At 69.9% G+C, this 26,843-nt stretch carries 23 protein-coding genes and 1 pseudogene; 10 read left to right on the top strand and 14 right to left on the bottom strand.

The window, feature by feature from the left end:
* The first annotated feature begins 188 nt into the window (after positions 1 to 188).
* Together B0F77_RS50595 and B0F77_RS27835 are read left to right on the top strand one after the other, a co-directional pair.
* Positions 189 to 2,873, top strand: coding sequence for a LuxR C-terminal-related transcriptional regulator (locus B0F77_RS50595; protein ID WP_086665956.1), 2,685 nt, complete (start codon positions 189 to 191; stop codon positions 2,871 to 2,873).
* Between the two features lie 40 nt (positions 2,874 to 2,913).
* Positions 2,914 to 3,891, top strand: coding sequence for an alpha/beta fold hydrolase (locus B0F77_RS27835; RefSeq protein ID WP_086665957.1), 978 nt, complete (start codon positions 2,914 to 2,916; stop codon positions 3,889 to 3,891).
* Positions 3,892 to 3,907: 16 nt separating this feature from the next.
* On the opposite strand, the gene B0F77_RS27840 is transcribed toward B0F77_RS27835, so the two are convergent.
* Positions 3,908 to 5,365, bottom strand: a complete 1,458-nt coding sequence (locus tag B0F77_RS27840) for an amidohydrolase family protein (protein WP_211294060.1) — start codon at positions 5,363 to 5,365, stop codon at positions 3,908 to 3,910.
* A 24-nt stretch (positions 5,366 to 5,389) separates the two neighbouring features.
* On the bottom strand, positions 5,390 to 6,391 hold the full coding sequence (locus B0F77_RS27845; RefSeq protein WP_158102843.1) for a sugar ABC transporter substrate-binding protein: 1,002 nt from the start codon (positions 6,389 to 6,391) through the stop codon (positions 5,390 to 5,392).
* 194 nt (positions 6,392 to 6,585) lie between these two features.
* Between B0F77_RS27845 and B0F77_RS27850 the strand changes: the two genes are divergently transcribed.
* Positions 6,586 to 8,550: a putative bifunctional diguanylate cyclase/phosphodiesterase gene (locus tag B0F77_RS27850; RefSeq protein WP_143466935.1), complete on the top strand. Its 1,965-nt coding sequence runs from the start codon at positions 6,586 to 6,588 to the stop codon at positions 8,548 to 8,550.
* Here the strand turns inward: B0F77_RS27850 and B0F77_RS27855 are convergent.
* The 6 genes from B0F77_RS27855 to B0F77_RS27880 form a co-directional block, all read right to left on the bottom strand.
* Positions 8,547 to 9,878, bottom strand: coding sequence for a M28 family peptidase (locus B0F77_RS27855; RefSeq protein ID WP_086665961.1), 1,332 nt, complete (start codon positions 9,876 to 9,878; stop codon positions 8,547 to 8,549). The genes B0F77_RS27850 and B0F77_RS27855 overlap by 4 nt on opposite strands.
* Positions 9,879 to 9,931: 53 nt before the next feature.
* Positions 9,932 to 10,945 carry a YbaB/EbfC family nucleoid-associated protein gene (locus B0F77_RS27860; protein ID WP_143466936.1) on the bottom strand — a complete coding sequence of 338 codons (1,014 nt, stop codon included), beginning with the start codon at positions 10,943 to 10,945 and terminating at the stop codon, positions 9,932 to 9,934.
* A gap of 166 nt (positions 10,946 to 11,111) precedes the next feature.
* Positions 11,112 to 12,419, bottom strand: coding sequence for a PepSY-associated TM helix domain-containing protein (locus tag B0F77_RS27865; protein WP_086665963.1), 1,308 nt, complete (start codon positions 12,417 to 12,419; stop codon positions 11,112 to 11,114).
* A gap of 65 nt (positions 12,420 to 12,484) precedes the next feature.
* Positions 12,485 to 12,997, bottom strand: coding sequence for a hypothetical protein (locus tag B0F77_RS27870; RefSeq protein WP_245848729.1), 513 nt, complete (start codon positions 12,995 to 12,997; stop codon positions 12,485 to 12,487).
* Positions 12,998 to 13,058: 61 nt separating this feature from the next.
* Complete coding sequence (locus B0F77_RS27875) at positions 13,059 to 13,367, bottom strand: hypothetical protein (protein ID WP_086665965.1); 309 nt, start codon at positions 13,365 to 13,367, stop codon at positions 13,059 to 13,061.
* 15 nt (positions 13,368 to 13,382) lie between these two features.
* Positions 13,383 to 13,955: a PadR family transcriptional regulator gene (locus B0F77_RS27880; RefSeq protein ID WP_086666074.1), complete on the bottom strand. Its 573-nt coding sequence runs from the start codon at positions 13,953 to 13,955 to the stop codon at positions 13,383 to 13,385.
* A gap of 57 nt (positions 13,956 to 14,012) precedes the next feature.
* On the opposite strand from B0F77_RS27880, the gene B0F77_RS27885 reads away from it, so the two are divergent.
* Positions 14,013 to 14,408, top strand: coding sequence for a nuclear transport factor 2 family protein (locus B0F77_RS27885; RefSeq protein WP_086665966.1), 396 nt, complete (start codon positions 14,013 to 14,015; stop codon positions 14,406 to 14,408).
* On the opposite strand, the gene B0F77_RS27890 is transcribed toward B0F77_RS27885, so the two are convergent.
* The 3 genes and pseudogenes from B0F77_RS27890 to B0F77_RS50925 all read right to left on the bottom strand — a co-directional run.
* Complete coding sequence (locus B0F77_RS27890; RefSeq protein WP_086665967.1) at positions 14,388 to 16,118, bottom strand: hypothetical protein; 1,731 nt, start codon at positions 16,116 to 16,118, stop codon at positions 14,388 to 14,390. The two genes, B0F77_RS27885 and B0F77_RS27890, sit on opposite strands and share 21 nt — an antisense overlap.
* Before the next feature lie 61 nt (positions 16,119 to 16,179).
* Complete coding sequence (locus tag B0F77_RS27895; protein WP_245848730.1) at positions 16,180 to 17,061, bottom strand: class I SAM-dependent DNA methyltransferase; 882 nt, start codon at positions 17,059 to 17,061, stop codon at positions 16,180 to 16,182.
* A gap of 25 nt (positions 17,062 to 17,086) precedes the next feature.
* Positions 17,087 to 17,191: pseudogene (locus B0F77_RS50925) on the bottom strand (nucleotidyltransferase domain-containing protein); the annotation flags it as partial.
* 322 nt (positions 17,192 to 17,513) lie between these two features.
* On the opposite strand from B0F77_RS50925, the gene add reads away from it, so the two are divergent.
* Entirely contained in the window at positions 17,514 to 18,518 is a 1,005-nt protein-coding gene (gene add / locus B0F77_RS27905; RefSeq protein WP_086665968.1) for an adenosine deaminase, read from the top strand.
* A gap of 41 nt (positions 18,519 to 18,559) precedes the next feature.
* On the opposite strand, the gene B0F77_RS27910 is transcribed toward add, so the two are convergent.
* Positions 18,560 to 20,890: a hypothetical protein gene (locus tag B0F77_RS27910; RefSeq protein WP_143466937.1), complete on the bottom strand. Its 2,331-nt coding sequence runs from the start codon at positions 20,888 to 20,890 to the stop codon at positions 18,560 to 18,562.
* 130 nt (positions 20,891 to 21,020) lie between these two features.
* On the opposite strand from B0F77_RS27910, the gene B0F77_RS27915 reads away from it, so the two are divergent.
* From B0F77_RS27915 to B0F77_RS27935, 5 genes are all read left to right on the top strand, one after another.
* Positions 21,021 to 21,905, top strand: a complete 885-nt coding sequence (locus B0F77_RS27915) for an SGNH/GDSL hydrolase family protein (protein WP_158102844.1) — start codon at positions 21,021 to 21,023, stop codon at positions 21,903 to 21,905.
* A 108-nt stretch (positions 21,906 to 22,013) separates the two neighbouring features.
* Complete coding sequence (locus B0F77_RS27920) at positions 22,014 to 22,904, top strand: helix-turn-helix transcriptional regulator (RefSeq protein ID WP_143466938.1); 891 nt, start codon at positions 22,014 to 22,016, stop codon at positions 22,902 to 22,904.
* A 97-nt stretch (positions 22,905 to 23,001) separates the two neighbouring features.
* Positions 23,002 to 23,370, top strand: coding sequence for an STAS domain-containing protein (locus B0F77_RS27925; protein WP_086665972.1), 369 nt, complete (start codon positions 23,002 to 23,004; stop codon positions 23,368 to 23,370).
* Between the two features lie 11 nt (positions 23,371 to 23,381).
* Positions 23,382 to 24,650, top strand: a complete 1,269-nt coding sequence (locus B0F77_RS27930) for a prolyl oligopeptidase family serine peptidase (RefSeq protein ID WP_086665973.1) — start codon at positions 23,382 to 23,384, stop codon at positions 24,648 to 24,650.
* Positions 24,651 to 24,720: 70 nt separating this feature from the next.
* A complete protein-coding gene (locus tag B0F77_RS27935) occupies positions 24,721 to 25,218 on the top strand; it encodes an O-acetyl-ADP-ribose deacetylase (RefSeq protein WP_086665974.1) in 498 nt (165 codons plus the stop codon).
* On the opposite strand, the gene B0F77_RS27940 is transcribed toward B0F77_RS27935, so the two are convergent.
* Both B0F77_RS27940 and B0F77_RS27945 read right to left on the bottom strand, forming a co-directional pair.
* Entirely contained in the window at positions 25,203 to 25,751 is a 549-nt protein-coding gene (locus B0F77_RS27940; RefSeq protein WP_143466939.1) for a hypothetical protein, read from the bottom strand. The two genes, B0F77_RS27935 and B0F77_RS27940, sit on opposite strands and share 16 nt — an antisense overlap.
* Entirely contained in the window at positions 25,748 to 26,737 is a 990-nt protein-coding gene (locus B0F77_RS27945; RefSeq protein WP_086665976.1) for a LacI family DNA-binding transcriptional regulator, read from the bottom strand. The genes B0F77_RS27940 and B0F77_RS27945 overlap by 4 nt, the downstream gene beginning before the upstream one ends.
* Positions 26,738 to 26,843 lie beyond the last annotated feature (106 nt).

Below are 26,843 nucleotides of genomic sequence, written 5' to 3' on the forward strand. Positions count from 1 at the left end.
TTGTGTGCGGAGCGGCTGGGTGCGTCCATGCTGGTGGTGGGGTCGGGCAGGCGCGCGGTCTGGACTTTCTGACGCTGTTGTGTGCGGAGCGGCTGGGTGCGTTCACTCTGGTGGTGGGGCCGGGCAAGCGCGCCGTCTGGACTTTCTGACACTCTTGGTCCATACGGTTCAACGGGGGTGTCGGGCGGGTGTCGCTGGTCGGGCGGGAACGGGAACGGGAACGGCTGGCCGCGGTGGCGGCATCCGGCGGGGCGCTGGTGATCGTGGGCGAGCCCGGCCTCGGGAAGTCGGCGCTGTTGTCCTGTCTCGACGGCCACCTGGTGGTCGGCGTCGAGGCCGAGCAGAACCTGGCCTACGCCGGACTGCACCAGGCGTTGCACCCGTTCCTCGACCTGTCCGCCCTGCCGGACGTGCGACGGGCCGCGTTGGAGGTCGTTCTCGGACTCTCCGACGGGCCCGCGCCGCCGGTGCACCTCGTCGGGCTCGCCGCCCTGGACCTGTTGAACAAGGCTTCGGCCGTTGTGCTGGTGGACGACGCGCACTGGCTGGACCGGGCGAGCCAGGACGTCCTGGGCTTCGTGGCACGACGGCTGACCGGTGCCGCGCTCGTGGTGACAGCGCGGGAGCCGGTGTTCGCGGGCGTGCCCACGATCGAGCTGGAACCGTTGGCCGCCAACGAGTCTGACGCGTTGCTCACGGCGGTCGCGCCCGAGTTGGACACCGAACACCGGTCGCGCGTGCTCGCCCAGGCGGCCGGGAACCCGTTGGCGCTCACCGAACTGCCCTTCGGCGGCAACTCGCTGGAGGACACGTTCGCGGCACGTTTCGCGACACTGCCCGCCGAGGTCCGGACGGCGTTGCTGATGCTGGCTCTGGGCGGGGTCACCGACGTCGATCTGGGTCCGGCGGTCGACGCCAGGCTGGTGCGAGAAGGACGGTTCCGGCACCCGTTGATCAGGTCCGCCGTCGTGCGGGCGGCGAGCGCGGCTCAGGTTCAGGCGGCACACCGGGAGCTGGCGGCCGCGACGGATCAGCCGGACCGGCGGGCGTGGCATCTCGCCGGTGCCACGCAGGGCAGTGACGAGAAGGTCGCCGGTCTGCTGGAACAGACGGCGGACCGGGCGCTGCGGCGGGGCGGCGCGGCGGCCGCGGTGAATGCGCTGGAACGGGCGGCGCGGCTCGGCGACGGTCGCGAGCGGGCCCGGCGACTTCTTCGCGCGGCCGAACTGGCGGCGGAAGCGGGCCGGCGCGACGACGTCGAGCGGATCTTGCTGGACGTGCGCGGGCTGGACCTGACGGCGCGTGAACGGGCGTTGGTGACGTGGTTGCCCACGACGTTCGACGACGGTGTGGGGGAGGGCGAGGCCGGGCCGGGAGAGCTGGTCGGCCTGGCCGAGGCCGTGGTCGGCGACGGCGACATCGAGCTGGGGATGAGGATCTTCTGGAGCGTCGCGATGCGGTGCTTCTGGGTGGAGCCGGGGGCGGCGGTCCGGGAACGGATCGCGTCGGTGGCGCGGAGACTCCCGATCGACCCGCAGGACCCGCGGATGCTGGCGATGACGGCGTATGTGTGCCCGGTGGGGCAGGGCGACGCGGTGGTGGCGGGCCTGCGGGTGATCCGGGCCCCGGCGCCGCTGCCAGACGGCCGGGGTGCGGCGTTGTCGGGTGACGGTGGGGCCGGGGCGTCGCCGCGTGACGGTGGGGCTGGGGCGTCGCCATCAGACGGTCTGGCTGTGGCGCCGGAAGGCGATGGTCTGGCTGCGGCGTTGCCACGCGACGGCCGGGTCTCGGGCGATGCCGTGCCGCTCGACGACCCCGCCACCTTCCGGCTGCTCGGCAGTGCCGCACTCCAAGTCGGCGCGTTCGCGGACTCCGTCCGGTTCTCCGTTGCCGCACAAAGAGGTCTGCGTGCTCAAGGCCAGTTCGGACTCCTCACCCGCGCCCTCGCCGTCGAAGCCTGGAGCCGGACCCGCCTAGGCGACATCACCGCAGCCGAACCCGCCGCAGCCGAAGCCGCCGCGCTCGCCGAGGAGACCGGGCAGCCGTACATGCGCGGTCTGGCCGCGGCCGTGCAGGCCGAGATCGCCGCGCTGAAAGGCGACTACGAGCAGGCCGCCGGCAAAGCTGCCGAAGCCGAACGGATCGGGCTCGCGGCCGGCGCCCGGCCCGTGCTGGCCACCGTCCAGCTGGCCAGAAGCCTTGCCGCGTTGGGAGAAGGCCGGTACGCCGACGCGTTCGCCGTCGTTCGCCGCATCCACGATCCGGCTGATCCCGCTTACCAGCTGGCGTTGCGGCGGTATGTGCTGCCCGAACTCGTCGAGGCGGCCACTCGCAGCGGCAACGCGGACGAGGCCGGCAAGATCGTCGAGGAGCTCGACACCGCCACCAGTTCGCCCGCCCTCGCCGCGGGGCTGCGGTACGCGCGGGCCTTGCTGGCCGGGGACGACGAGGCCGAGGCACTGTTCACCGCCGCGCTCGACCACCAGGGCTCTCCGTGGGACCGGGCGCGGACGCAGCTGGCGTTCGGGGCGTGGTTGCGCCGGCAGCGCAAGGCGGCCCAGGCGCGGCCGCACCTCAGAGCGGCCAAAGAGGCGTTCGAGGCGTTCGGCACGAAGGACTGGGCGGAACGGGCCCACGAGGAGTTGCGGGCGTCCGGCGAGTCGCGCAACGGCACCGGTGAGCTGACCGAGCACGAGCTGACCATCGCGCGCATGGCGGCGGACGGGCTGACCAACAAGGAGATCGGCGAGCGGCTGCACCTCTCGCACCGGACGGTCAGCACGCACCTGCACCGGATCTTCCCCAAGCTCGGGGTCACGGCGCGAGCGGAGCTCAAAGAAGCCCTCGTGACGTACGAAGCCACCGTCACCTGACGGGCGCGAACGAGGAAAGCTCGGTCCTACCGTCGAAGCCATGATCAGCAGGCGACAGTTCTCCCAGGCACTGGCCGTGGCGGGCATGGCGGCACCCCTCGTCGCACGACCAGCCACCGCGAGCACTCCCGCGTGGGGGCCGATCAAGCAGGTCAGGGCCGGGTTGCTGGACGTCGGCTACGCGGAGCTGGGCCCGGCGGACGGCCCCGTCACGATCCTGCTGCACGGCTGGCCGTACGACATCCACAGCTTCGTCGACGTGGCACCGGCACTCGCCGCACAGGGTCACCGGGTGCTCATCCCGTACCTCCGCGGCTACGGCCCGACGCGGTTCCTGCACGCCAGGACCATGCGCAACGGCCAGCCCGCCGCCGTCGCGAGTGATCTGATCGCGTTCATGGACGCGCTCGGGATCCGCAAGGCCACCCTCGCCGGATTCGACTGGGGCGCGCGGACGGCGTGCGTCACCGCGGCGCTCTGGCCGGACCGGGTCAAGGCGCTGGTCTCGGTCAGCGGCTACCTGATCATCAGCCTCGCCGCGAACCGGGAACCGCTGAGCCCGCAGGCCGAACTGGGCTGGTGGTACCAGTACTACTTCGCGACCGAGCGCGGCGAGAAGGGCTACACGCAGAACACCTACGAGTTCAACAAGCTGATTTGGAAGCTCGCCTCACCGCAGTGGAGCTTCGACGAGGCCACCTACGCCCGGAGCGCCACCGCGTGGAAGAACCCGGACCACGTCGCGATCGTCATCCACAACTACCGCTGGCGCCTCGAACTCGCGGAGGGCGAGCACCGTTACGACGGTCTCGAACGCAAGCTGCAGACCAGGCCCACGATCAGCGTTCCGACGATCACGATCGCCAGCGACTTCGACGGGCCCAACAAGTCCGGCGCGGGCTACCGCGACCGCTTCACCGGACGTTACGAGCACCGGATCCTCGACGGCATCGGGCACAACGTGCCGCAGGAGGCGCCGGAGGCGTTCACCCGCGCGGTGACCGACGCGAGCCGCTGAACGCCCCCGGTTGCCCTCAGCCGACCGGAGGCGTCAGGATCCCGCCGGCCGCCGTGCGGATGCGAAGTGAGGAAGTCTTGGCATCCCGCACGATCCGGTCCACGTCGTAGGCGATCAACCGACCCCCGCGCTTCACGATCCGGCCGTCCGAGAACACGGTGTCCACGTTGGCCGGGGTCGCCGCCTGCACCAGCGTCGTCTCGAACAACCCGCCGGGCGCGAGGTTGATGTCGTTGGTGCGCACCAGGATCACGTCCGCCCGCTTGCCCGCCGTGATCGACCCGGTGACGTCGCCGAGGCCCAGCGCGCGGGCGCCGTTCAGCGTCGCCATCTCCAGCACGTCGTGGAACCCGATCTCCGGCAGACCCGTGGAAGGCGTGCCCTGCCACGGAATTCCGGTGTTCCAGACGAGCCGCATGGCCTCGAACATGTCCGACGGCGCGATGGACGTGGCGTCGGAGGACAGTGACGACGGCACGCCGGCTTTTCGGAACCGCAGCAACGCGTCGCGCGGATCACCCGCGGTGCCCAGCCGGAACTCGGAGTGCGGCGACCAGCTGTGCGGCGTACCGGTGCGCGCCATGATCTCCATGTCGCTGTCCAGCGCCGTGACGTAGTGGCACAGCAACGTCTTGGGCCCCAGCCACCCGCGTCGTTCGTAGTCGGCGGCGTCCACCGTGCGCGGCGGTGCCTGACCGGCGTGGATCGCGATCGGCAGGCCGCGTCCCAGCGCCGCCTCCATGTCCGCGAAGAACGCCGACTCGTTGCTCTGCGACAACCCGCGGACGTTGATGCCCAGGTGCACCAGGCCGTCGAACGCCGTCCCGCCACCGAAGTACTGCTGCCGCACGCGATCCACGTCCGTCAGATCCATCGGCATGTCCCGCGACATCTGGTCCACGTGGCCGTAGGAGAACCGGGCGCGCAGCAACCCGTCGCGATGCGCGCGGAGTTCGGCGTCGGCGTGCGCGGGGGAGCGGGTGTTGTTCGACCAGTTGTGCACGGTGGTCACACCCGCGTTCGCCAGCTCGGCCAGCCCGAGCAGCACGCTGCGGTAGACGTCCTGGGCGGTGTACAAGGTGGACGTCGCCCGCTTCGCCGCGAAGTACGGGAAACCGTCGGCCACGAAGTTGCGGCCCAGCGCGCTCCACATGTGGTGGTGGGTGTTGACGAAACCGGGCAGGACGATCATGTCGGTCGCGTCGACGATCTTCGCGCCGCGGGCGCCGAGATCACGTCCGACGGCCTTGATCCTGCCGTCGTCGATCAGGACGTCCGCGCGCGGTAACACCCCGAGCGCCTGGTCGACGGTGACGACAGCGCCACCGCGGATCAGGTATCGGCGGCGCGCCGAGTCGGTGCCAGCTGAGTCGGTGCCAGCTGAGTCGGTGTCAGCCGTGGCGGGCATGGTGGCAGTGGCCGAGACTGCTATCGCGGCGCCGAGGGATTTGGTGAGTGTCCTTCGGTTGATCATGCGGCCTCCAAGGTGGGAATGGGTTCACCTTGCCTGCTCCAGCGGACGCAGGTACTTCGTCGGATCCGCGGTGAGGGCGTCGATCTGCGGCCGCGCGGCCTCGAGCCGGTTCGCCTCGCTCGACTGGCGGCGGATGATCTCGTCCACGTTGGACGACTGCACCAGCAGTCCCGGCGCGACGAACCAGCCCTCGGGGAACTTCCGGCCGGACTTGGCGTGCTGGGCGAGCATGTACCCGGCCACCGCGCCCTTGAGGAAGTGCTCGGCCGACACCGTCGCGAACAGGTGCCCGTCCTTGACGCCCTGCAGCGCCTTGGGATCCACGCTGAACGCCCCGGCGAGCCACTTCGCGTTCTTCTCGGCGTGCACGGCGGCGAGGTTGATGGCGTCGACGTCGCCGGCGCCCAGCAGCGCGACGGCGTCCGGGTTCGCGTCGGCCAGCCGTTGCCACGTCGCGAGGTTCGCCGGCTGGTCGCGCCCGGTGTCCAGCGGCCCGATCACCTGCAGCTTCGGCATCCGTTCGAGCAGCCGGGCCCGCATGCCCAGCGACCGCTGGTCCAGCGCGGGCATCGCGGGGGAGTTGCTGCCGATGATGACCTCGCCGCCGCTGTCCGGCGCCAGCCTGTCCGCCGCCGCGTCCGCGAGCAGCCTGCCCATCGCGAAGCTGTCGTTCTCGATCATGAACTTGACCCCGCTGCCCGGCGCGACCTGGCCGCCCGCGATCGCGATCACGGGGATGCCCTGCCCGATCACCTGGGCCATCGGCTCGGCGACCAGTTCCGGCGCGACGGCCGACAGCCCGATCCCGCCCTTCGCCCGCGTGGCCAGGTCCTTGAGCAGTTCGATCTGCTTCAGGCCGTCGTGCGTGTCCGGCCCGGTGACCTCCGCCGTGACCCCGCCCGCGATGGTCGCGCCCGCCCGGAACCCGTCGCTCATCTCCCTGGAGAAGTCGCGGCTGTTGTTCTGCGCGACGAACCCGATGGTGGGCGGTTCATCGGACGTCTTCCCCGCGCCGCATCCGCTCACCCCCGCCACCGCTAGCAAAAGCGCAGGTAGGGCGAGATGGGCGACGCGAATCATGGGGCAGCCCTATCAGTTGTTCGTTTGGAAGCGTCAGAGGCTAGTGCATGGCGACCGAGGTGTCGGCTTGCGTGCGATCCTTTGGCTGCGTACCAATAGCACCTTCGCCGGAAAGCGATATCCCACGTGAGGCGTCCTGGATGCTGTCCAACTGGGTCGAGGCCCGCACCACCGCGCAGACGACCGTCGTCAGCCTGACGATCGGCCTCGCCGCGCTGGCGGGTCTTGCGCTGTGGACCAGCCTGAGCATGCAGCGGGCGGCCACGCACCTGCACGAGCTCAACCAGATCAGCGACCGCTGGGGTCTGGTGGTGCAGAACATCGACGTCGCCGACCACGCCCTCCACGACTACCTGCGCTCCGGCGCACCGGTGATGCGCCGGCCCGTCACGAACGCCACCGGTGCCGCCGACGAGAGCCTGCACTGGCTGCGCGACAACGGCGGACCCGCCGACGTCCGCGCCGCCACGATCGTCGGCGATCTCTACGGCGACTACTCGACCCTGCTCCGCGAAACCGTCGTGGCGAGCGACCGCGGCGACGCCACCGTGGCGTTCCAGAAGGCCGACCAGGCCGAGCTCACGCTGGTCTCGTTGCGCAAACAGCTCTCCACGGTCGTGCAGCTGAAACGCCTGGAAACCACCGAGTACCTGCGGGAAGCGGAAACGCAGAACGGCCGCCTCCGCTTCGCCGCCCTCGTCGCGTTCGTCATCGACCTCGGCCTGGTCGGGCTCTGCGGTGTGGTCCTGCTCGGGCACCGCCGCAAGATTCTGCGCCAGGCCGCCAAGAGCGAGCACGAGGCGTCGCACGACGCGTTGACCGGTCTGGCGAACCGGACCCTGCTCACCCAGCGCACGCAGCAGGCCATCCGGCTCTCCGACCAGATGGGCGACCCGCTCGGCCTGTTCCTGATCGACCTCAACCGCTTCAAGCCGATCAACGACACCCTCGGCCACGCGTTCGGCGACCGCCTGCTGCAACACGTCGCGAACCGCCTGACCGGCGCCGTCCGCGACGTCGACACGGTGGCCCGGCTCGGCGGCGACGAGTTCGCAGTCCTGCTGCCGTCGGTGAACACGGCCGCGAACGCGCTGATCGTCGCCGAGCGCGTGCACCGGGCGCTGGAGGAAGCCGTCGACCTGGACGGATTATCGGTCGACGTCGGCTGCAGCATCGGCGTGGCGTTGTACCCCAACGACTCCTCGGACGCGCACGAGCTGCTCAAGCACGCCGACATCGCCATGTACGCGGCCAAGCGCGCCCGCCTCGGCACGTCCGTCTACGACCCCTGCCGCGACGACCAGAGTGCCGCCCAGCTCACCGTCATCAGCGACCTGCGGCACGCCATCGACCACGGCGAACTGGTGCTGCACTACCAGCCCAAGGCCGACGTGCGCACCGGCGCCGTCTGCGGTGCCGAGGTCCTGTGCCGCTGGCAGCACCCGCGCCTCGGCCTGCTGGGACCCCACCGGTTCATCCCGGCCGCCGAGGAGACCGGCCTGATCGAGCCGCTGACCCAGTACGTGCTCGACCACGCCCTGGCCCAGTGCCACGCCTGGCACCTGACCGGCTGGGACGTCCCGATCTCGGTCAACGTCGGCGCCCAGTGCCTGCACGACCTGACGTTCCCCGACCAGGTCGCGACCGCGCTGAAGCAGCACGGCCGCCCACCAGAGGTGCTGACCCTGGAGATCACCGAAAGCGCGATCATCGCCGACCCGCACCGCGCCAGCGAGGTCCTGCTGCGCCTGCGCGAACTCGGCGTGCGCCTGTCCATCGACGACTTCGGCACCGGCTACTCGTCCATCGCCTACCTGCGCACGATGCCGGTGCACGAGATGAAGATCGACCGCTCCTTCACCACGAACATGCGCACCGACGCGTCCAGCGGCGCGATCACCCGCTCGTTGCTGGGCCTCGCGCACAACCTGGAGCTGGAGGTCGTCGCCGAGGGCGTCGAGGACGAGGAGACCTGGGCCGCGCTCGCCGCGCTCGGGTGCGACATCGTGCAGGGGTACTGCCTGAGCAAGCCGTTGCCGGCGGACGAGTTCGCCGAGTGGTTGCGGCACCGCATGCTCGGCGAACTCACCGCTCCTGGTGTCTAACGCTCGGTGGCCAGCCGGTAGGCGGCCGCGCCGATCAGTTCCAGCGACACCTGCAGCCGTTCCAGACTGATGTTGTCCCGGATCGTGTCCTCCGGCGTGTGGTAGATCGGCTCCAGCTGGGCCGGCCCGCCCTCGCCGCGCCAGCTGAAGTTCGCCGACGCCATGCCCTTCTCGTGGAACGGCACGTGGTCGCTCGACCCGCGCGCCACCGGGCCGTGCACCCGCGGGTCGTAGCCGAGCCGCCCGGCCGCCGCCCGCACGCCGGCGGTCGTCGCGTTGTCGGCGCCGTCGACGGACAGCAGCCAGTACGCGGTGGCGGGGTCGTGGCTCGTGGCGACCATGTCGTTCTGGAACACGCCCTTGATCCGCGCGATCTCCTCTGGCGGGAGTTGCGAGACGTAGTGCCGCGAGCCGAGCAGGCCCTGTTCCTCCGAGCCCCACAACGCGAACCGCACTGCTTTGTGCGTCGGCAGGTAACGCAACACGCGGGCCAGTTCCAGGCACAGCACGGTTCCGCTGCCGTCGTCGTTGGCGCCCGGCGAACCCGGCACGCTGTCGTAGTGCGCGGTCACCATCACGACCCCGTTGTCGCGCCACGGGAAGGTCGACGGGCGGTCCGCGATCACGTTGTAGGACGTGAGGTTCGGGTGGTGTGTGGTGCTGATCGTCAGCTCACCGGAACCCTGTGCGCGGAGTTTCTCCGTGTGCACCTGGGCGAGGCCGATGACGGGCACGGCGACGTTGCGGTCCAGGGTCGGCGAGAACGCGCTGGACTTGCTCGCGGTGGCCGAGATCCGGCCGAGAACCACCGCCACCGCACCGCGTTCGATCGCCGCGTGCACGTGCGCCGAGCCGGTGGGGGCGTTGACGTAGAACGCGATCTTGCCGGTGAGGTCCGGCAGTTGCCCGTCGACCACCTCCACGAACGGCGCCGTGACCGTCACGCCGAGCGAACCGAACCGGGACGCGCCGGCCTGCCCGAGTCCCTTCAGGTCGGCGAGGTACTTGTCCGGCACGGTGAACGGCTGCGTCGTCACCTGGTACCGCAACGCCTTGAGCTCACGGACGAGGTAGTCGCGGGCCCGGTGCTCGGACGCGGTGCCACCGATCCGCGGGCCGATCTGCTCGCTCAGCACTTTCAGGTGCCTCAGCGCGTTGCGGGCCCGAACCCTTGCCACGACGGGGAAATCGCCGAGGTTGAGGTCTGGCGGTCCGGTGGCGCCTGGTCTTTGTTCCGTCGCCGCGAGCGCACTCGCGGGATTGGCCACCACGGCGGCGACCCCGGCCGCCGCTGCGAGGAAGTCACGTCTGCGCACGTCGTCCCCCATCTCCCGATGTTCCAGCCCGAACCTAGGCAGCCCGGGAGGTGGGGGACAACCGACTAGTGGCTGACTTCGAGGCCGGACGCGTGATCCAGCACGAGGTCCTGGACCTGCCTGCGTGCGTCCGTCCGGGCCTTGTCCACGCACGCCATCAGGTGTGCGGCGAGCTCGTCCGGGCCGAGCTCACGGACGGCCGGGGTGAGCGAGACACCCGTCGTGACGCCGTTCGAGTCGACGGTCACGGTGACGCCGCCGCGGGTGGCCTCGCCGCTCACGGCCGCGAGCAGCCTGACCAGTTCGAGGTAGCGGCGGCGTTCGCGCTCCTCGGCGGCCGTGTTCAGCTCCTCCCACCACGCCAGCCGCCGGCGCAACAACGCGTGGGCGGTCGTCGGATCGGAGACCGGGACCCGCCACGAACCGGACGTGGTGTGCAGCACGAGCGCGTTCGACTCGGTGGTGACGCGCTGGATGCGGGCGAACGCCACGCCGACGTCGAGCCGGCCGCCGGACCGCGTGGTCCAGTCGACGCGGTCGGTGCCGATCACGACACGTGCACCGAGGCCGTCCAGCACGAGCGGGAACGCGGTCGACCCGAGTTCGAGCACCGGAGCCGCCAGCAACGAGCGCCGGGCCAGCCGGGCGAGCCACGACGCCGAGCCCGCGCCGAGCACTCCCGCCGCGCACAACGCCTTCACCGCGACGGCCGCGCCGGGACTGAGCCGCAACGCGATGCCCGAGCCCGGCAGCACGCCGAGCACGAGCTGCGCGCCGGTCATCAGGGTGGTGGCGGGCAGCCACGAGTGCGGGTCGCTCAACCCGTTGCGGCGCAACCAGCTCAGCAACGCCCACGCGCAGGCGGCCGCGGCGACGGCCGGAATCGCGGACCACCACGGCATGATCCGCTGCCCGGCCGAGGTCATCCCGGCGAGCACGATGCACACGATGCCGATCGCGACGGGCAGCACGCCGGCGGAGAGGATCAGCAACGTCCTGGTGCGCCGCCAGCGAGCAGCCAGCGCGTGCACGACTTGGGGATCATGGATCAGCGGAATGGCGTGGGGAAGTAACGTCATCTGCGCGTCCCTCGTCAGCTCACCGCCGTCACCAGTTGTGACGTGCGGGCCGACCAGGCTTCCCGGCACACCTAGGCGTAAATATGCCGTAAATGTCCAGGTCAAGCAAGCCCTGTCCACTGTGGACGGTGTGGCGCGAGCCCGCGCGCCACACCGATCCGATGGGTCAGGCGGCCTTCGCGCGCCTGCCGAGCACGGCGTCGACCACCAGGAAGACCACGAGACTGATCCCGAGCAGCGGCACGAACCACCCGACGAGCAGCGTGCCGGCGCCCAGTCCGACCAGCGCGGCGGGCGGGGCCTTGCGCCACTGGCCACGCGGCGTGGGACGGCCGAAGCCGCGGGTCGGCCTGCGCTTCCACCACATCCGGTAGCCGAGCACCACCAGCCAGACGAGCGCGCCGCCGAGAAGCAGCAGGACCAGCTGGTTGACCCAGCCGAACAACACGCCCATGTGCGCGTCGATGCCCCACCTGGTCAGCTTCGCGGCGAGCGGGTAGTCGGCGAAGTTCACCGAGCTGACCACGGCGCCGTCCTGGATCGCCACCGAGTCGACCTGCGTGGGCCAGCCGCGGCCGACCTCGGCGACCTTCCACGCGCCACCGGGTTCGGCCGGCAGGCCGATCTCGACGGGCTTGGCGTCGATGCCCGAGGTGCGGGCCGCCCAGAGCACCGTGTCCACATCGCTGAAGCTGGTGTCGCTGGAGGTGTGCGAGCTGTGTTCGGAGTGGTCGCCACCGCCGGTGGGGATCTTCAGCGACGGCGTGGTCCAGTTGAGGGCCTGGCGCAGCGTGGCGACGTTCTCACCGGCGTACGCGGACCACGTGAGGCCTGTGGCGGACAGGAACAGCGCGCCGGCCAGCGCCCACACGCCGATCAGGCCGTGCGTGCGGATGCGCTTGCTCTTGCGAGCCCGGCTGATCCACAGCACGAGCCCGCCCAAAGTGACCACCCACAGCCAGGAAGCCGCGAGCTCGCTGTAGAGGCGGCCGGGTTCGCCGAGCATCAGGTTGCGGTGCAACTGGCTCAGCGTCATCCGCAACGGCAGCGAGCCACTCGTGCCGTAGACGACGAGATCGCCGGTGACGCGGCCGGTGCCGGGATCGACGAAGACGGCGCGGCGTTCGGACTCGCCGAGGCCCTTCTCGGCGAACAGCACACGGGTGGTGTCGCCGGGTTCGGGAGCCGGGCGCACCGCGACCAGCGAGCCCTGGGGAGAGGTCGCGACCGCGGCGTCGATCTGCTGCGAGAGCGGGAGTTGTCGCGCGGAAACAGGAACACGGAGCTGGTCGGAGTAGACCCAGGACTCCAGCTGAGGGGTGAGGGCGTAGAGCACGCCGGTCAGCGCGGCGACGAGGACGAACGGGCCGACGAGGACGCCGGCGTAGAAGTGCAGGCGCAGGAAGAGCCCCCGCCACGCGAACGACGTGCGTGGCGGAGCTGCTGTGGTGGGTGTATCGGCTGTGGTGGTCATCGGGGCACTCCAGATGGGCGTGAACAGGTGCAGGACCGCTCAAGAAGCGGCCCTGTGAAGGGGATTCAGACCTGTTCAGCCGGAGGACCGCGCCACGACAGCACGTCCAGCAAGACGATCGTGGTCGGCACACGGCGAGACGTCGCGACGACCAGGGGTGCCGTGGCGGGCAGGGGAGTGAGCCTGCGGGGGAGCACTGACGCGATCGCGCGGGCCACCGTGAGGACGGTGCGTTCGGCGACGGCGAGCACCGCCACGGTCAGAAGGGTTGCCACGACGTGTGCGGCGAGCATGCGTGACGGGTCCGGCGCGTGCGCGTGCCGGGACATGGCGAGCGACACCATCAAGTGCATCGCCAGTTGGCCACCGCCGACCAGCACCAGCAGCCGTCCGGGGGTGAGCTCGTGCCGGGCGAACCCGGCGCACGCCCACGTCAGCAACGCGACGAGCGAGAAGAGCAGTCCGGCGTCCGGCAGATGACCGTCCGCGCTCGAGTGCGCGAGGACCGCGAGTGCTCCTGTGACCACGCCCACAGCCGCACAGCGCGCACGGCGCAGCGGCAGAGGTGGCAGGGTCACGAACAGAGCTTAACTGGCAGAACGAAAGAAACCAGCGCTACGAATCTTCCGGTCCCACGGTTCAAATCCCTTCGAGGTCCAGCGTCTGCTGGTGCGGGCCGCCGGTGAACGAGCTGGTGAGCAGTCCGGCCGACCGGCACCGCCCGCACGTCACCGGTGAGGTCGTCGCCTTGAAGCGGGTGAAGTCCCAGCTGCCCGTGCCGACGTGACAGCCGGGGCCGGGCACCTCCAGGCCGAGCCAGCCCTGCAGCCGTACGGCGTGCACGACGTCGGACCCGTCGAGGTAGCCGTTGAGCCGCCCCGCGAACCGGTTGCGCGCCTCTTCCGCGGGTGCGCTGAGAGCCTCCTGCAACACCGAAATGCCGTTCATGGACCCGATTCAACCTCACCCCGGCGTGTCGAGCCGCGCACCACGCCGCTCCAGCACCGTGAGGCTGCGCGCACACCACCGCACGTTGTCCCGCTCGAACGACAAGCCGCGCAACAAGGTCAGGTACGGCCCGACGCGTTCGGCCGTCTCCAGGAACACCTCTTCGGTGCGCCCGTCGAGCAGCTTGGCCCGGAGGCGTTCGTACCGCGTGATCTTCGCCTCGGCCCACTGCCTGCGTTCCCGCAGTGACGCTTTCACCGCCTCGACGTCACCGGCTTCCGCGGCCATCACCGCGACCAGCAGCTCGTCGCGGATCGCGGTGGGCTTGTGCGGCTCGGCGGTGAACTCGCTCAACGCCTCCAGACCCTGGCGGGTGAGGGAGAACAGCCGCTTGGTCGGCCGGCGTTCCTGCTCGACCGTCCTGGCCTCGATCAGCCCGTCGGCCTCCATCCGGTCCAGCTCGCGGTAGAGCTGCTGCGGCGTGCACATCCAGAAGTTCGCCACGGACGCGTCGAACGCCTTGGCCAGGTCGTAGCCGGACGCCGCTCCGTCGAGCAAGGCGGCCATCACGGCGTTGCGCAGCGACATCATCCCAGGTTACGGTGCATCGACCTAGTCAACAAGTTGAGTATGCGAGGGCCGGTAGTGGACGCATTCCGCAAGGCAGTCGAAGCGCGCGACACCGACGCCATGGCGGCCTGCCTGGCCGACGACGTGGTGTTCACCAGCCCCGTCGCCTTCGCGCCGTACCCCGGGAAGCCGATCACCGCCGCGATCCTGCGCGGCGTGATGAGGGTGTTCGAGAACTTCCGCTACGAGCGCGTGATCGTCGACGGCCCGAACCACGCGCTGGTGTTCCGGACCGAGGTGGGCGGCAAGGAGATCCAGGGCTGCGACTTCCTGCACCTGAACGCCGACGGGCTGATCGACGAGTTCACCGTGATGGTGCGGCCGCTGTCCGGTGCCCAGGCCCTTTCCGCGGCGATGGCCGCGCAGTTCGAGCAGATCAAGGCCGAAGCCCTAGAAGCGTTCAACTCCTAGCGCCGTCAGCGCGAGGTCGAGGTTGCCCAACCCCTGCAGGTTGCGGTTGGTCTGGGCGGCCAGCTCCACGATCGCCACGTTGCGCTGGTCGTCCGCGGACATCTTCCGCAACGACGTGTCGTCGCGGATCCCGGTCTCCCGCAGGAACACCATGACCGCGCCCACCCCGGCGAGGTCGGCGTCGCTGTAGGACTGGTAGTTGGTCTGGTTGCTCAGCGAGGTCATCACCACGATCAACGTGTTGCGCATGTCGTCGCGGGACATGGTGTTGAGCTGGTGCTGGCTGCGGAACCGCCCGGCCAGCAGCACGCCCCGGACGTAGAACGGCGTCGAACCCGGCCGTCGGCCGCGGGTGGCGAGGTCGCTGCCCAGCGCGATCTGGGCCAGCTGCAGGTTCGTGAAGCCCTGCAACGCCTGTCCGGCACCGGTTTGCGCGTCGAGTTCGACGATCGCCACGTTGCGCTGGTCGTCGGCCGTCATGCTCTTGAGCGCCGCGTCGTCGCGGAGTCCGTTGCGGCGCAGGAAAACCATGACCGCGCCCATGCCCGCGAGTGTGTCGTTGTCGAAGCGCTGGTAGTCGTTCTGCTTGCTGAGCGAGGCCATGCACACGATCAGCGTGTTGCGCATGTCGTCGTGGGACATGGTGTTGAGCTCGTGCTGCGTGCGGAACCCGCCGGTCAGCAGCACACCGCGGATCGGGAACGAGATCACCGAGCCCGCCCGCACCTCCACGTCGACGTAGTCGTCGGTCACCCCGTGGAGCCGCAACGAGAAATCACCCGCCGCGCAGGGCCAGTCGGTGAGCTCCAGGCCTGCCGCGCCGTCGTAACGGACAAGGCCGTCGGGGTTGAGCGAGTGCACGACCAGACCTTCGTTCGTGATCCCCTGGTCGTAGGCGTCCTGCTTCGCGCGGCGCACCTCCACGCAGAACACCCGTCCGTCGCGGCGCTGGGACGGCACGGCGATCATCACCGGTCTGCCGGAGCCCGGCGAGATGTAGTCGGGCTTGTACAGCCGGACTTTCGCGGGCAGGTCGCGGACGTTCACCACCGACGAGCTGTCGCGGAACCGCGGATCGCGGTACAGGTGCGCGCCCGGCACCAGCGGTCCGACGATGAGGTTCGCCGGTATGTTCGCGAACGGCGGTTCCTTGTTCAGGCCGCCATCGGGCAGCTCCGCCACCGACTTGCGGATCCAGCTCGCCTTCTTCGAACCGTATCTGCGGGAGCTCATCGCCGAGTACGGCGACCTGTACTTCGCGCCGGCGGCGTCGAGCTCGTGGTCGAGGCCGAAGCCGTGGCCGAGCTCCTGGCACGCCGCGTCGAACGGCGTGATCGAGTCGACCACGGTCGCCCTGATCAGCTTCTGCCCGCCGTCCGGCCCAGGCACCCACACCTCGCCGCCGCCCCACCAGCCGGTCGGCCGCGCGCACCAGATCAGCAGGACGTCCGTGTGCGCCCAGTCGACCTGCGTGGCCGCCTTCACCACCGCGTCCTGGAAGGGACCCCGGCCGTCGTTGGTCACCGTGCCGGGGTCGGGGATCACGACCGGGTCGTACACCTGGCTGCTCACGTCGAACAGGCCGCGCGAGCTGCGCCACCAGAAGTCGCCCAGGCTGTGGTTGATGCCAGGGCGCATCCAGTTCTCGAACTGTTCGCGCGACCAGACGCTGTCCGTGTCCGCGTACTTCACCGGAACGACCGCGATCATCGTCGCCTCCTCCGTGCCGCCAGAGTGGACACAGAGGAACTCGGGTCGTCGTGGAATAACGTTACGCGGCGATTTCGTACACGCTCACGTGCCGCCTGCTGTCCGCCGTGAACGGCTCGTCGTTCCAGCCGCCCCACCGGTCGCGCAGCCGCAGCCCCGCGATGCGTGCCATGAGGTCGAACTCCGCCGGGTACGTCAGCCGCTGCCGGATCGGGCCGAACCGGATGCCGTCCGCGCTGATCTCCACGTGGTTCTCGTCGAGCATCTGGGTGACCGGGTCGTACCGGTTGACGTCGAACCCGACGCGGTCGATCTCCAGCGTCTCCACGTCGATGAACTGGTGGCGTGGCCGCGCCGCCCAGGCCGGCAGCCCGCTCTCGATCACGAACACGCCGCCGGGTTCGAGGTGGCGTGCCGCGTTCTCGAAGCAACGGACCTGGTCGTCCTGGGTGAGCAGGTTGCAGATCGTGTTGTAGACCAGGTACACCAACGAGTACGTGCGTCCGGTGCCGACCTTCGACATGTCGCCCATCGTCACGTCGATGTCCGCGCCGCCGGGCTTCTCGCGCATTCTCGCGACCATGTCCGGGGAGAGCTCGACGCCGTCCACCGCGACACCGGACTCGGCCAGCGGCAACGCGATGCGGCCGGTGCCGATCGCGAACTCCAGTGCCGTCGTGCCGAATCTCCCGAGGAACCGCACGGTGTCGGCTTCGTCGCCGCGGAGCGAGTTGTCGTAGGTCTTCGCCGTTTCGGAACCGAAACTCGGGTTGAATCCCTTCACCCGAACCACGCTAACCCCGGCCGCCACCGAGTTTTTCGGACTCGGGTCGAGGGATGGACGCGGCAGACGTCGTAGCAGCTCCAGGTCGTGCAGGTCGCGTTCGCGCGGTTCGTAGCCCTGGTGGAAGTGGAGCTGCTGTTCGGCGGACAGGCACGGCACGGTCGTGCCGAGGATCGTGCCCCTGACGAAGCACCTCGCCGACCAGCGCGGCGACGCCCCAGCCGCCGCCGATCCACACGTCGGCGCCGTCGAGTGCCGCCAGGATGCCGAGTACGTCCTCCGCCTTCACCCGGCCAGGAAATCAGCGCGACGGAAAGCGGTCCACCGCATTTGACCGGCTGCCTAGTACCGCGTCCCGGCTTAGTTCTGGCGCTTGCCCCGTGGATGAAGGGACCCTTCATCGACCTGAGGTGGATGAAGGGTCCCTTCATCCACAACCGGGAGCACAACTAGGCCGCGACAACCTACTAGTGCCACGGTGCTAGGTTGAAGTGCGTGCCGGACTTCAAGCTGCCGCTCTACGGCGCTGACACCGAACGCGGCGACCTCGCTCCCTGAGTCGCCACCGTTCCCGTCCCGTCACCCATCACGCTTTCGCAGGGAGCTTTGCCATGCGTTCGTTCATCCACGCGCTGCCGAAGGTCGAGCTGCACGTCCACCTCGTCGGCTCGGCCGGCATCGACACCGTCCTGGAACTCGCCCGCCGCCACCCGTCGGCCGGTGTGCCGACCGACCGGGACGAGCTGGCGCGGTTCTACACGTTCCGGGACTTCGACCACTTCCTGAAGGTGTACTGGGCGGTCCAGTCGATGCTGAAGGGTCGCCGCGACATCCACACCCTCGTCGTCGGCCTGGCCCGTGAGCTCGCCGCGCAGAACGTCCGGTACGCCGAGGTCACCGTGACGCCGTACAACCACCTGCTGGACGGCATGTCCGGCGACGAGCTCCTCGCCGGGCTCGCCTCCGGACGGTCCCGCGCCGCCGCGATGGGGGTGGACCTGGCCTGGTGCTTCGACATCCCGGGCGAGAAGGGCCTTGCCGGGGCGAGGGAAACGCTGGCGTTCGCGTTGACCGAACGTCCCGAGGGGCTGGTCTCGTTCGGGCTCGGCGGGCCCGAGGCCGGCGTCGGCCGCACCCAGTTCGCGCCGTTCTTCGCCACCGCAAGGGAAGCGGGCCTGCACTCCGTGCCGCACGCGGGGGAGACCACCGGCCCGGAGACTGTCTGGGCGGCGGTGCGGGACCTGCGCGCCGAGCGGATCGGGCACGGCACGAGCTGCTTCGAGGACCCGGCGCTGCTGGAGCACCTGGCGCTGAAAGGGATTCCGCTGGAAGTGTGCCCGACCTCGAACGTGCGCACTCAGCAGGTGGCGTCGATCTCGGCGCATCCCGTGCGGCAGATGCTCGCCGCGGGCGTGGTCGTCACGCTGAACACCGACGACCCGCCGTTCTTCGGTGCCACGCTGGAAGGCGAGTACCTGGCGGTGGCGTCGGCGCTCGATCTCGGACCGGCGGACGTGGCTCGGCTGGCGGAGAACGCCGTGCTGGCGTCGTTCCTGCCGAACTCGCGTAAAACCGTGCTGCTGGAGGAGATCGCTTCGGTGCTGGCCTCGGCCTGACGGGTGGTGGCCCGCCGGCGAACACCGGCGGGCCACCGTCGTCACGAGGTCGGCACCGAGTAGGTGCGCTTGACGTCGCCGGACACCGTGCCGTCCGGCGTCCTGCTCGACACCGTCAGTTCGAACGACCCGGCGGGCGTGTAGGTGAAGCGCGCCTTGCCGTCCTCACCGACCGGGACGACCGTCGGAGTGCCGAAGGAGATCGCCCACAGCACCTCGGTCGACCCCGGCAGCGCCGGCGTCACCACGAACTCGACCGGCTGACCCGGCCGGGCCGTCACCGGTCCGCCGTCCGGGAACTGCGGGCTGGTCACGGTGGGAGGCAACGGCTTCACCTGGAACATGTACGACTGCTCGTCGGTCTCGACGCCGCTCGAGGTCACGCCGCGCACGTTCAGGTAGTGGTAGCCGGGCTTCTTCGGCACCCACTGGATCTGCGTGGCCGTGGTGTCCTGCCACGGTTCGTTGTCGAACCTGTACTTGTACGACACGACCGGGATCCGCGGCGACGAGAACGTGAACGTGCCGGGCGTGCCAGGAGCACCGGCCGGCTCGTACTTGTAGTCGTTGCTGGTGACGACGGGCGGAGGTGTCTCGGCGACGATCGCGCTGTCGCCCCAGCCGGACCGGACGCCGGCCGCGTTGATGCTCGCCACCAGCACCTCGAAGTCGCCCTTCGCCGTCGGCGTGTGCTCGAACGTCAACGATCCGTCCGCGGCCGCGGGCAGCTGCCGCTCGAGGTCGTCGCCGATCTTGTACACGTAGGACACGACACCGTCCCTGTTGGGCTCCACGGTGATCGTGCGCTTCTGCCCGACGATGCCGTCCCACGGGTCAACGTCCACGTACGGCCGCAGCTGGTCGACGTAGAAGCTCGTGTTGAGCACGCCGGACTTCGTCCCGGCGTCGTTGACCGTCCAGGCCTTGAGGGCGTGGTACTCCCGGCCCGGCTCGGCGAACAGGAACGTGTGACGTCCCTTGCGGTCCTCGCCGACGGGCACCGTCTGCTCCTGGCCGCCGTCGAGCTGGAAGACGAACCGGGTGGCGCCGTCCTGGCTGGCGTTGAACACGACCTCGCCGGGCGTGCCGACCTCGAACAGCGGGAGCTGCGCCCACGGCCTGGACGTGCGCACCCAGTACCGGTAGGTCGAGGTCTGCGACCGGAGGCCGGCGCGGTCGAGGCTGCGGACCTGGATCGAGACGGGACCGTCGGTGGTCGGCGCGACGGTGATCGTGGCCCTGCCACCCGGAGCGTCGGCGTTGACGCGGCCGGACGGGATGCCGAGGCCCTCGTACTCGAACGCGACGACGTCCTGCACGCCGTTCGCGCTGAAGGTGAAGTCACCCGGCATGCCCTCGCCGCCGTCGCCGGGCGGGCCGCCGTTCTCCCGGTAGGTGGTCGAGGAGATCGCCGGCGGGGTGGCCGGGGCGGTGACGTCAGCGGTGAACTGGCACGGCGCGGACCACTCGGAGTTCGTGAAGCCGTCCTCGGTGCGCACGGCGAAGGCATAGGTGCCGCCGTCCTGGACCAGGCCGGTGGGGAACAACGTGTCGATCGAGGTGGGGGCGTACGGCGCCTCGACCTCGACCCGCTGCTCCGGTGCGTTCACCGGCCAGAACGCCATCCGCCCGCGGACACCGCCGGTCGGGTCCGGGTCGGCGTCGTGCAGCGTCGCCTTGACGCGGGGCGTGAGGCTGGGGATGACGGGCGTGCCGCCGGTGCAGTTGTGGATGTCGATCTTCAGGTCGGTCGGCGTGCCGGGCGGCGTGTTGAACGTCGCGTTGAGCCTGCCGGTCGGGTCGTAGGTGCGGCCGTACTCGACGTCGCCCTGGAACTGCTCGGCGATCCGGAGGGCGAACGTGATCGTCGTCCGGCCCTGCTCCAGGGCCTGCCTGACGGGCTCGACGACGTTCCAGGTGACCGCCTGCGAGACGCAGTTCTGGTCAGGGACCGCGTTCGGCGCGACGTTCGTGATCTCGTCCGGCTGATCAGCCCAGGTGATCCTGTCCTGCGGCGCCACCACCCACAGTTGCGTGGAGCGAGGCTTGGAGCAGTCGTTCGCGAACTTCTCCGGCGTGCGCAGGTTCGCGGTGAACAGCTGCGTGCCCTTGAACCGCGAGATGTCGAAGATGAGGTAGGACTTGCCGAGGTGGAGCTTGTCGTCCCGCCAGGCCCCGACCCGCGTCCCGCCGGTCGTGATCTCCTCGTGCGGCTGCCTGGAGTCGGTGGTGACCCACCTGACCGGGAGGGGCATGACCCCGTTGGGTTGCTGAGCGGCGTGCGCGGTGCCGGGTACGACCACCACGAGTCCTGCGACGAGCGCAGCGACCAGTGCCCCGGCGCCACGCCGGGATCTGCCAGACGATCTCACTGTTCCCCCTGATGACGAACTTCGAGCGGATCGTGCCATCCGCACCGGGGTTTGTCACATGGGCTGTCCCGTTCGGCGGCGGACCGCGGCGTGTCTGGGGCAGGATGGGAACATCGACCTTGGGGGTTTTGTGAAACGAACAATCGTTGTCCTCACTGCTGTTCTGGCCGCACTTGGGATCGCTCCCACGGCCAACGCGGCGCACTCCACGTCACTCGTGCTGCTCGGCGACTCCTACGCGTCCGGCACGGGCGCCGGCGCCTATCAGGACGGAACCGCCGGCAACTGCTGGCGCAGCAACAACTCCTACGGCGAACTGGTGGCCGCCCGCCTGCGCGCCGCGGGCAGGCTCGGCTCGGTCACGAACGTGAGCTGCAGCGGCGCCGCCACCGCCGACCTCTCCCGTCCGTTCAAGGACCGCCCTGCCCAGCTCGACGCTCTGAAGCGCGACACCGATCTCGTGCTGCTCACCGTGGGCACCAACGACATCGACTACGCGGCCTACGGTGGTACCTGCATCCAGGCGGACTGCACCGGCGCGCCCACCGACGCGATCCTGGCCAGGCTGCCGCAGATGGGCAGCAACGTCACCGGGTTGCTCACCGAGATCCACAAGCGCAGCCCGTACGCCCGCATCGTCGTGGTGGGCTACGGCCGTCAGGTGTCCACTTCGGACAACCCTCCCGGCGCCACGCTGGACCCGATCTGCGGCGACGGCGTCCTCACCACCGCGGAACGCCTTGAGGGCAACAAGGTGGCTGACGGCCTCGACGCCACGCTGCGCTCCGCGGTGACCGCGGCCGCGCGCAAGTACGTGCCCGTCACGTTCGCCAGCCCGTTCTCGCGTCCCGGCACCTTCGACGGGCACGCGCTGTGCGAGGCGGGCACGCCGTTCCTGCGCGGGTTCGACGCGCTGGCGCCGGGGCAGGAGGGGCCGGAAGCCGTGTTCCACCCGAACCAGCAGGGACAGGCGGCACTGGCCACGCTGGTGCGCGCCTGGGTTGTTCGGATCTGATTCGCTGACCGGCGGAACGCTCTGCGATGTCAGGGCGTTCCGCCGTTCTGGTGATGGACGCCGCACGAACGGGCGAGGATCGTGCAGCAGGTGGAGCAGGTCGTCGAAGTGACAGGCTTGGACGCGGCGTACGAGGTGATCAGCTCGGTGTACGCGCGGCTGCGATTCACCAGCGGTGACTGGAGTTCGGTGCTGCGGTTGGCCTCCCGGATGCTTGGTCCGGTCCGGTTCGACCGGTTCGGCGGTCACATGGGGTTCGAGGCGTCTGGTGAGCCGATCAGTGACTACGTCTTCGGGCATCTGACGTCCGGGCGGGTCTGGTACACCTCCGACCGTGAGGACCGGTTCATGGCTCCCGGTGAAGTGTTCCTCACCGTCCCTCCCGGCCGTCCTTTCACGGCGGGAGCCCAGGACCCGCAGGCGTCGATGGTCGTGTTCGGCCAGGCCGTGTTGGACGAGGTCGCCGACGGCGTCCGTTTCGAAGGCTGCCGCCCTCTCTCGCCTCGCGCAGCTGCTGCATGGCGGTCGACGTGCGTACACCTGCAAGATGAAATACTGCCGGTGTTCGAAGACAACCCGCTTGTGATGGCGAACGCGACACGGCTGTTGGTGGCCACCACACTCGCGACTTTCCCCAACAGCACGCTCGTTGGCTGGACAGCGGCGGAACGTCGCGACGCGCACCCCCGGACCGTGCGGCGAGCTGTCGCGTTCATCGAGGACAACGCCGCCAAAGACATCACCGCCGCCGACATCGCGCGCGCCGCACGCGTGTCCATCCGCGCGATGCAGCTCGCGTTCCGCCGTCACCTCGACACGACGCCGATGGCCTACCTCCGGCGTGTGCGCCTCTCGTCTGCGGACGCCGATCTGCGCGCCGCGAACGGGTCCGTCACGGCGATCGCCGCCCGGTGGGGTTACGCCCGTCCGAGTGTCTTCGCCGCTCACTACCGCGCCGTTTACGGAGTCACGCCGTCGCAGACCCTGCGGTCACGTTGACGCACTTCGTTTTCCGGGCCGTGCCTTCGTTTCCGCTGCTATCGTTCGGGCCTCGCGGTGCGGTGAAGTGAACTCCCTTTCGACGAGGTGAGATCCGATGACCGGCTGTGAGACCAGCCCGTTCGCCGTGCGGACGCAACGCGCCGGCACCCGTTTCGTGGCCACCTGCAACGGCGAGATGGACATCACGACCTGCGACCTGCTGTTCGCCGCGGTGCTCCCGGGCATCACCGACAGCACGACCGACGGCGTGTCCATCGACCTGGCCGAGGTGACCTTCCTGTCCGCGAGTGGCCTGCGCAGCCTCCTGCTCCTGCTGTGCGCCGCGCACTACAACGGCAAGTCGTTCAACCTCCACCACACCCAGCCCCAGGTGCGCCGAGTGCTCGACCTGTTCGGCTTCACCACCTTCAAAGCTGGCCTTGTGTGGGACGCGACCATGTCGCCGAGAGGCCGCCATCGCTAGCTTGACCAGCTATGTTGCTCCCGCTGGTACTAGTACTCGCGCTGACCCCGCCCGCCGCCGCGGTCACCGTGCCGGGCGCCGAACATCAGCAACTCGCCCGCCTGGCCGACCTCACCACCACCGGCACCGCGCTGTCCGGCCACACCGACCCGGCAGACTGGGCGGGCCTCACCAGCGCCGCGCTGCCCGTGCCCGCCGCCGTCCCCGGCATCCAGATCGACGGCTACTTCCCGGACACCTCGCGCACCAACACCAACCACGGCTGGCAACACGACTCCCAGTTCGTGCTGCGCCTACCGGACCGCTGGAACGGCGGCCTGGTCGTGACCGGCGCCCCCGGCGTGCGCGAGCAGTACGCCAACGACCGCGCCATCTCCGACTGGGTCCTCTCCCGCGGCTACGCCTTCGCCGCCACCGACAAGGGCAACACCGGTGCCCAGTTCTACCGCGACGGCCGCGCGATGGAGGAGTGGAACCACCGCTTCACCCAGCTCACCACCGCCGCCCGCACAGCGGTCACCCGCCGCTACGGCCACGCCCCGCGCCGCACCATCGCCACCGGCATCTCCAACGGCGGCTACCTGGTCCGCTGGCAGCTGGAGAACCGCCCTTTCCTGTACGACGGCGGCGTCGACTGGGAGGGGACACTGTGGACGGTCGACGGCCCGAACCCGCTGACCTTCCTGCCACCCGTGCTGCGCGCCTACCCCGCCTACCTCGCGGGCAGCCAGGAGGCACACGCCCAGCTGGTCGCGGCCGGCTTCCCGGCGGGCACGGAATTCCTCTGGGACTACCACTACCGCTACTACTGGGACCTCACCCAGCGGATCTACCGCGAGGAGTTCGACCCGTCGTTCGACGGCCCCTTGGAGGCCGGCGTTCCCTTCTGCGCCTCGGGAACACCATCCTGCGACGCGGATTACTCGTATGCCGCACGGCGTCGAATCGCCGGGCCTTCGGTGTCGCGCATCGACTTGACGGGCAAGGTGAAGCGGCCACTGATGACCGTGCACGGGACGTACGACGTGCTGCTGCCGATCAGCCAGGACTCGGACGTGTACGCGGCGATGACGCCCGATCGGCTGCACCGGTACTACCGCGTCGAGCAGGGCACGCACGTGGACGGCTTGGTCGACGCGTATCCGGACCGGTTGCGGCCGCTCGCGCCGTGCCACCGGGCGGCGTTCGTGGCGCTGGAGCGGTGGCTGGACGGGGTGGCGCCGCCGAAGTCCGCGACCCTGCCCCGGCCGGCCGACGTGTCGACGTGCCCGCTCTCGTGACGCGGCGAGGAGGCCCCGCCCGCACCAACCGGCGTGGCCTCCCGTCCGCCGTCGTGATCCAATCGACGACGTGGCCACCATCGAGTACGTCCTCGGCGACATCACCGAGCAGGAAGTCGACGTGATCGTGAACGCCGCCAACTCGTCCCTCCTCGGCGGCGGAGGCGTGGACGGCGCGATCCACCGCAAAGGCGGCCCGGAGATCCTGGCCGCGTGCCGCAAACTGCGCGCGGGCCACTACGGCGGCGGCCTCAAGACCGGCCAGGCAGTCGCCACCACCGCGGGCCGCCTGCCCGCCCGCTGGGTCGTGCACACCGTCGGCCCGGTCTGGTCGGCCACCGAGAACCGCGAGGAACTCCTGGCCGACTGCCACCGCAACTCGCTGCGGGTGGCGGCTGAACTCGGCGCCAGGACGGTGGCGTTCCCGGCGATCTCCACGGGCATCTACCGCTGGCCGGTCGAGGACGCCGCCAGGATCGCGCGTGCCGCCACCGCGGACGCGCCGGTCGAGCTGGTGAGGTTCGTGCTGTTCGACCAGGCCGCGTACGACGCCTACGCGCGGGAGTAGTCGGCGATCTCCATCGCCCACCGGTAGACCTCGTCGAGATCACCCAGCGCGACCGGCAGCGCGGGGTCCACGAGCGTGCCGTTCATGGCCTTCAACAAGTCGAACAACCCGAGGTGGCCCCACTCCCACAGCATGCTGTCGAAGTTGTACGACCGCATCAGCGGACCGACACGGGCACGGGTCGCGTCGATCGATTCCTGTGACAACCCCACCGCGCGCAACCGGGCATCGGTGGCCGCGACCTCCGCATCGGAGAACTCCGTGTCCAGGAACGGGTCCAGCAGGTTGCCCCACACGTCCAGGCGCCGCACCAGCGCAATGTCGTGCCGCCGGCAGAACTCCGCCAAGCCGTCCCGATCGTCCCAAGGCAGGAACAACGTCTCACCGGCGTGCGTCCGGACCTCGAGCGGCCCCACCGCGACATAGGCGTCACGGATCGAGGAAACCGGCACGACTCCGTGCGGATGCACGCTGGCCCAGGGAAACTCGTAGCCCGCGAAGGCGATGTGGTCCTGGCCGAACGTCACCCTCATCGCGTCACGGTACTTTCCCGGACCAGCAGGGAGAACGGGGTCTGCACGTCGTCCAGCACGAGGTCGGGCGAGCCGGCGCGCGCGTGCAGCAGGTCGACGGCGGCCGACGCGATGGCGGCCTTGTCGGGGGCGATCGAGGTCAGGGAAGGCGAGCTGTAGACGCTTTCCTCGTTGTTGTCGAAGCCGACCACGGCCAGATCATGGGGCACGCGCACGAAACGTTCGGCGGCGGCGCGCATCGCGCCGATGGCCAGGAGGTCGTTGAAGCAGAACACGGCGTCGGGTGGGGTTCGCATGTCCAGCAACGACTTCATCGCGGCGGCGCCGTCCGCGCGGTGGTAGTTCAGGGCGGGCACGACGAGCGCGGGGTCGAACTCCAGGTCCGCCTCGGCCAGGGCGGCTCGGTAGCCCTCCAGGCGCAGGGCCGCGGTACCGCGCTGGGGATGCGCGCCGATCGCGGCGATTCGCTTGCGGCCCAGCGAGATCAGGTGACTGACCGCGGCCTTGGCCGCGGCCACGTTGTCGATGCCGACGCGGGAGATCGGGACGTCGACGGCGTGCTCGCCCAGCAGCACGGCGGGGACGGACAGCTGGAAGTCGTCCACCTGCAGCGCCTCCGGGCTGAGGATCGCGGCGTCGACCAGGTGCGGGCCCAGTGAGGCCAGGGCGGACCGTTCGCCGGCCAGGGTGCCGAAGGTCTGCTCGATGAGCACGTTCCACTCGTGTTCCTGGGCGGCGGCGATGACGAGGCCGGCCAGTTCGGCGAAGTAGGGGATGGAGAGTTCGGGGAGCACCAGGGCGATGAAGCCCGTGCGGCCGCGGCGCAGGTTGCGGGCGCCCAGGTTGGGGCGGTAGCCGGTGGCTTGCAGGGCCGCTTCGACGCGGGCGCGGTTGTCCGGTTTGACGAACGAGTAGCCGTTGACCACGTTCGACACGGTCTTCACCGAGACGCCCGCCAGGCGGGCGACGTCCTTGAGCGTGGCCACGCAGCCTCCTCGAAAAGTACCGGGAAAAGTACCGGGAAGTCTCGGTCTTTACAACGTTGGAACAGCGATGCAAATCTAGCCCGTGAGAGCGCGTCCACGCACAGTC

Origin of the sequence: Lentzea kentuckyensis, assembly GCF_002150765.1 — a bacterium.
Classification (GTDB): domain Bacteria; phylum Actinomycetota; class Actinomycetes; order Mycobacteriales; family Pseudonocardiaceae; genus Lentzea; species Lentzea kentuckyensis.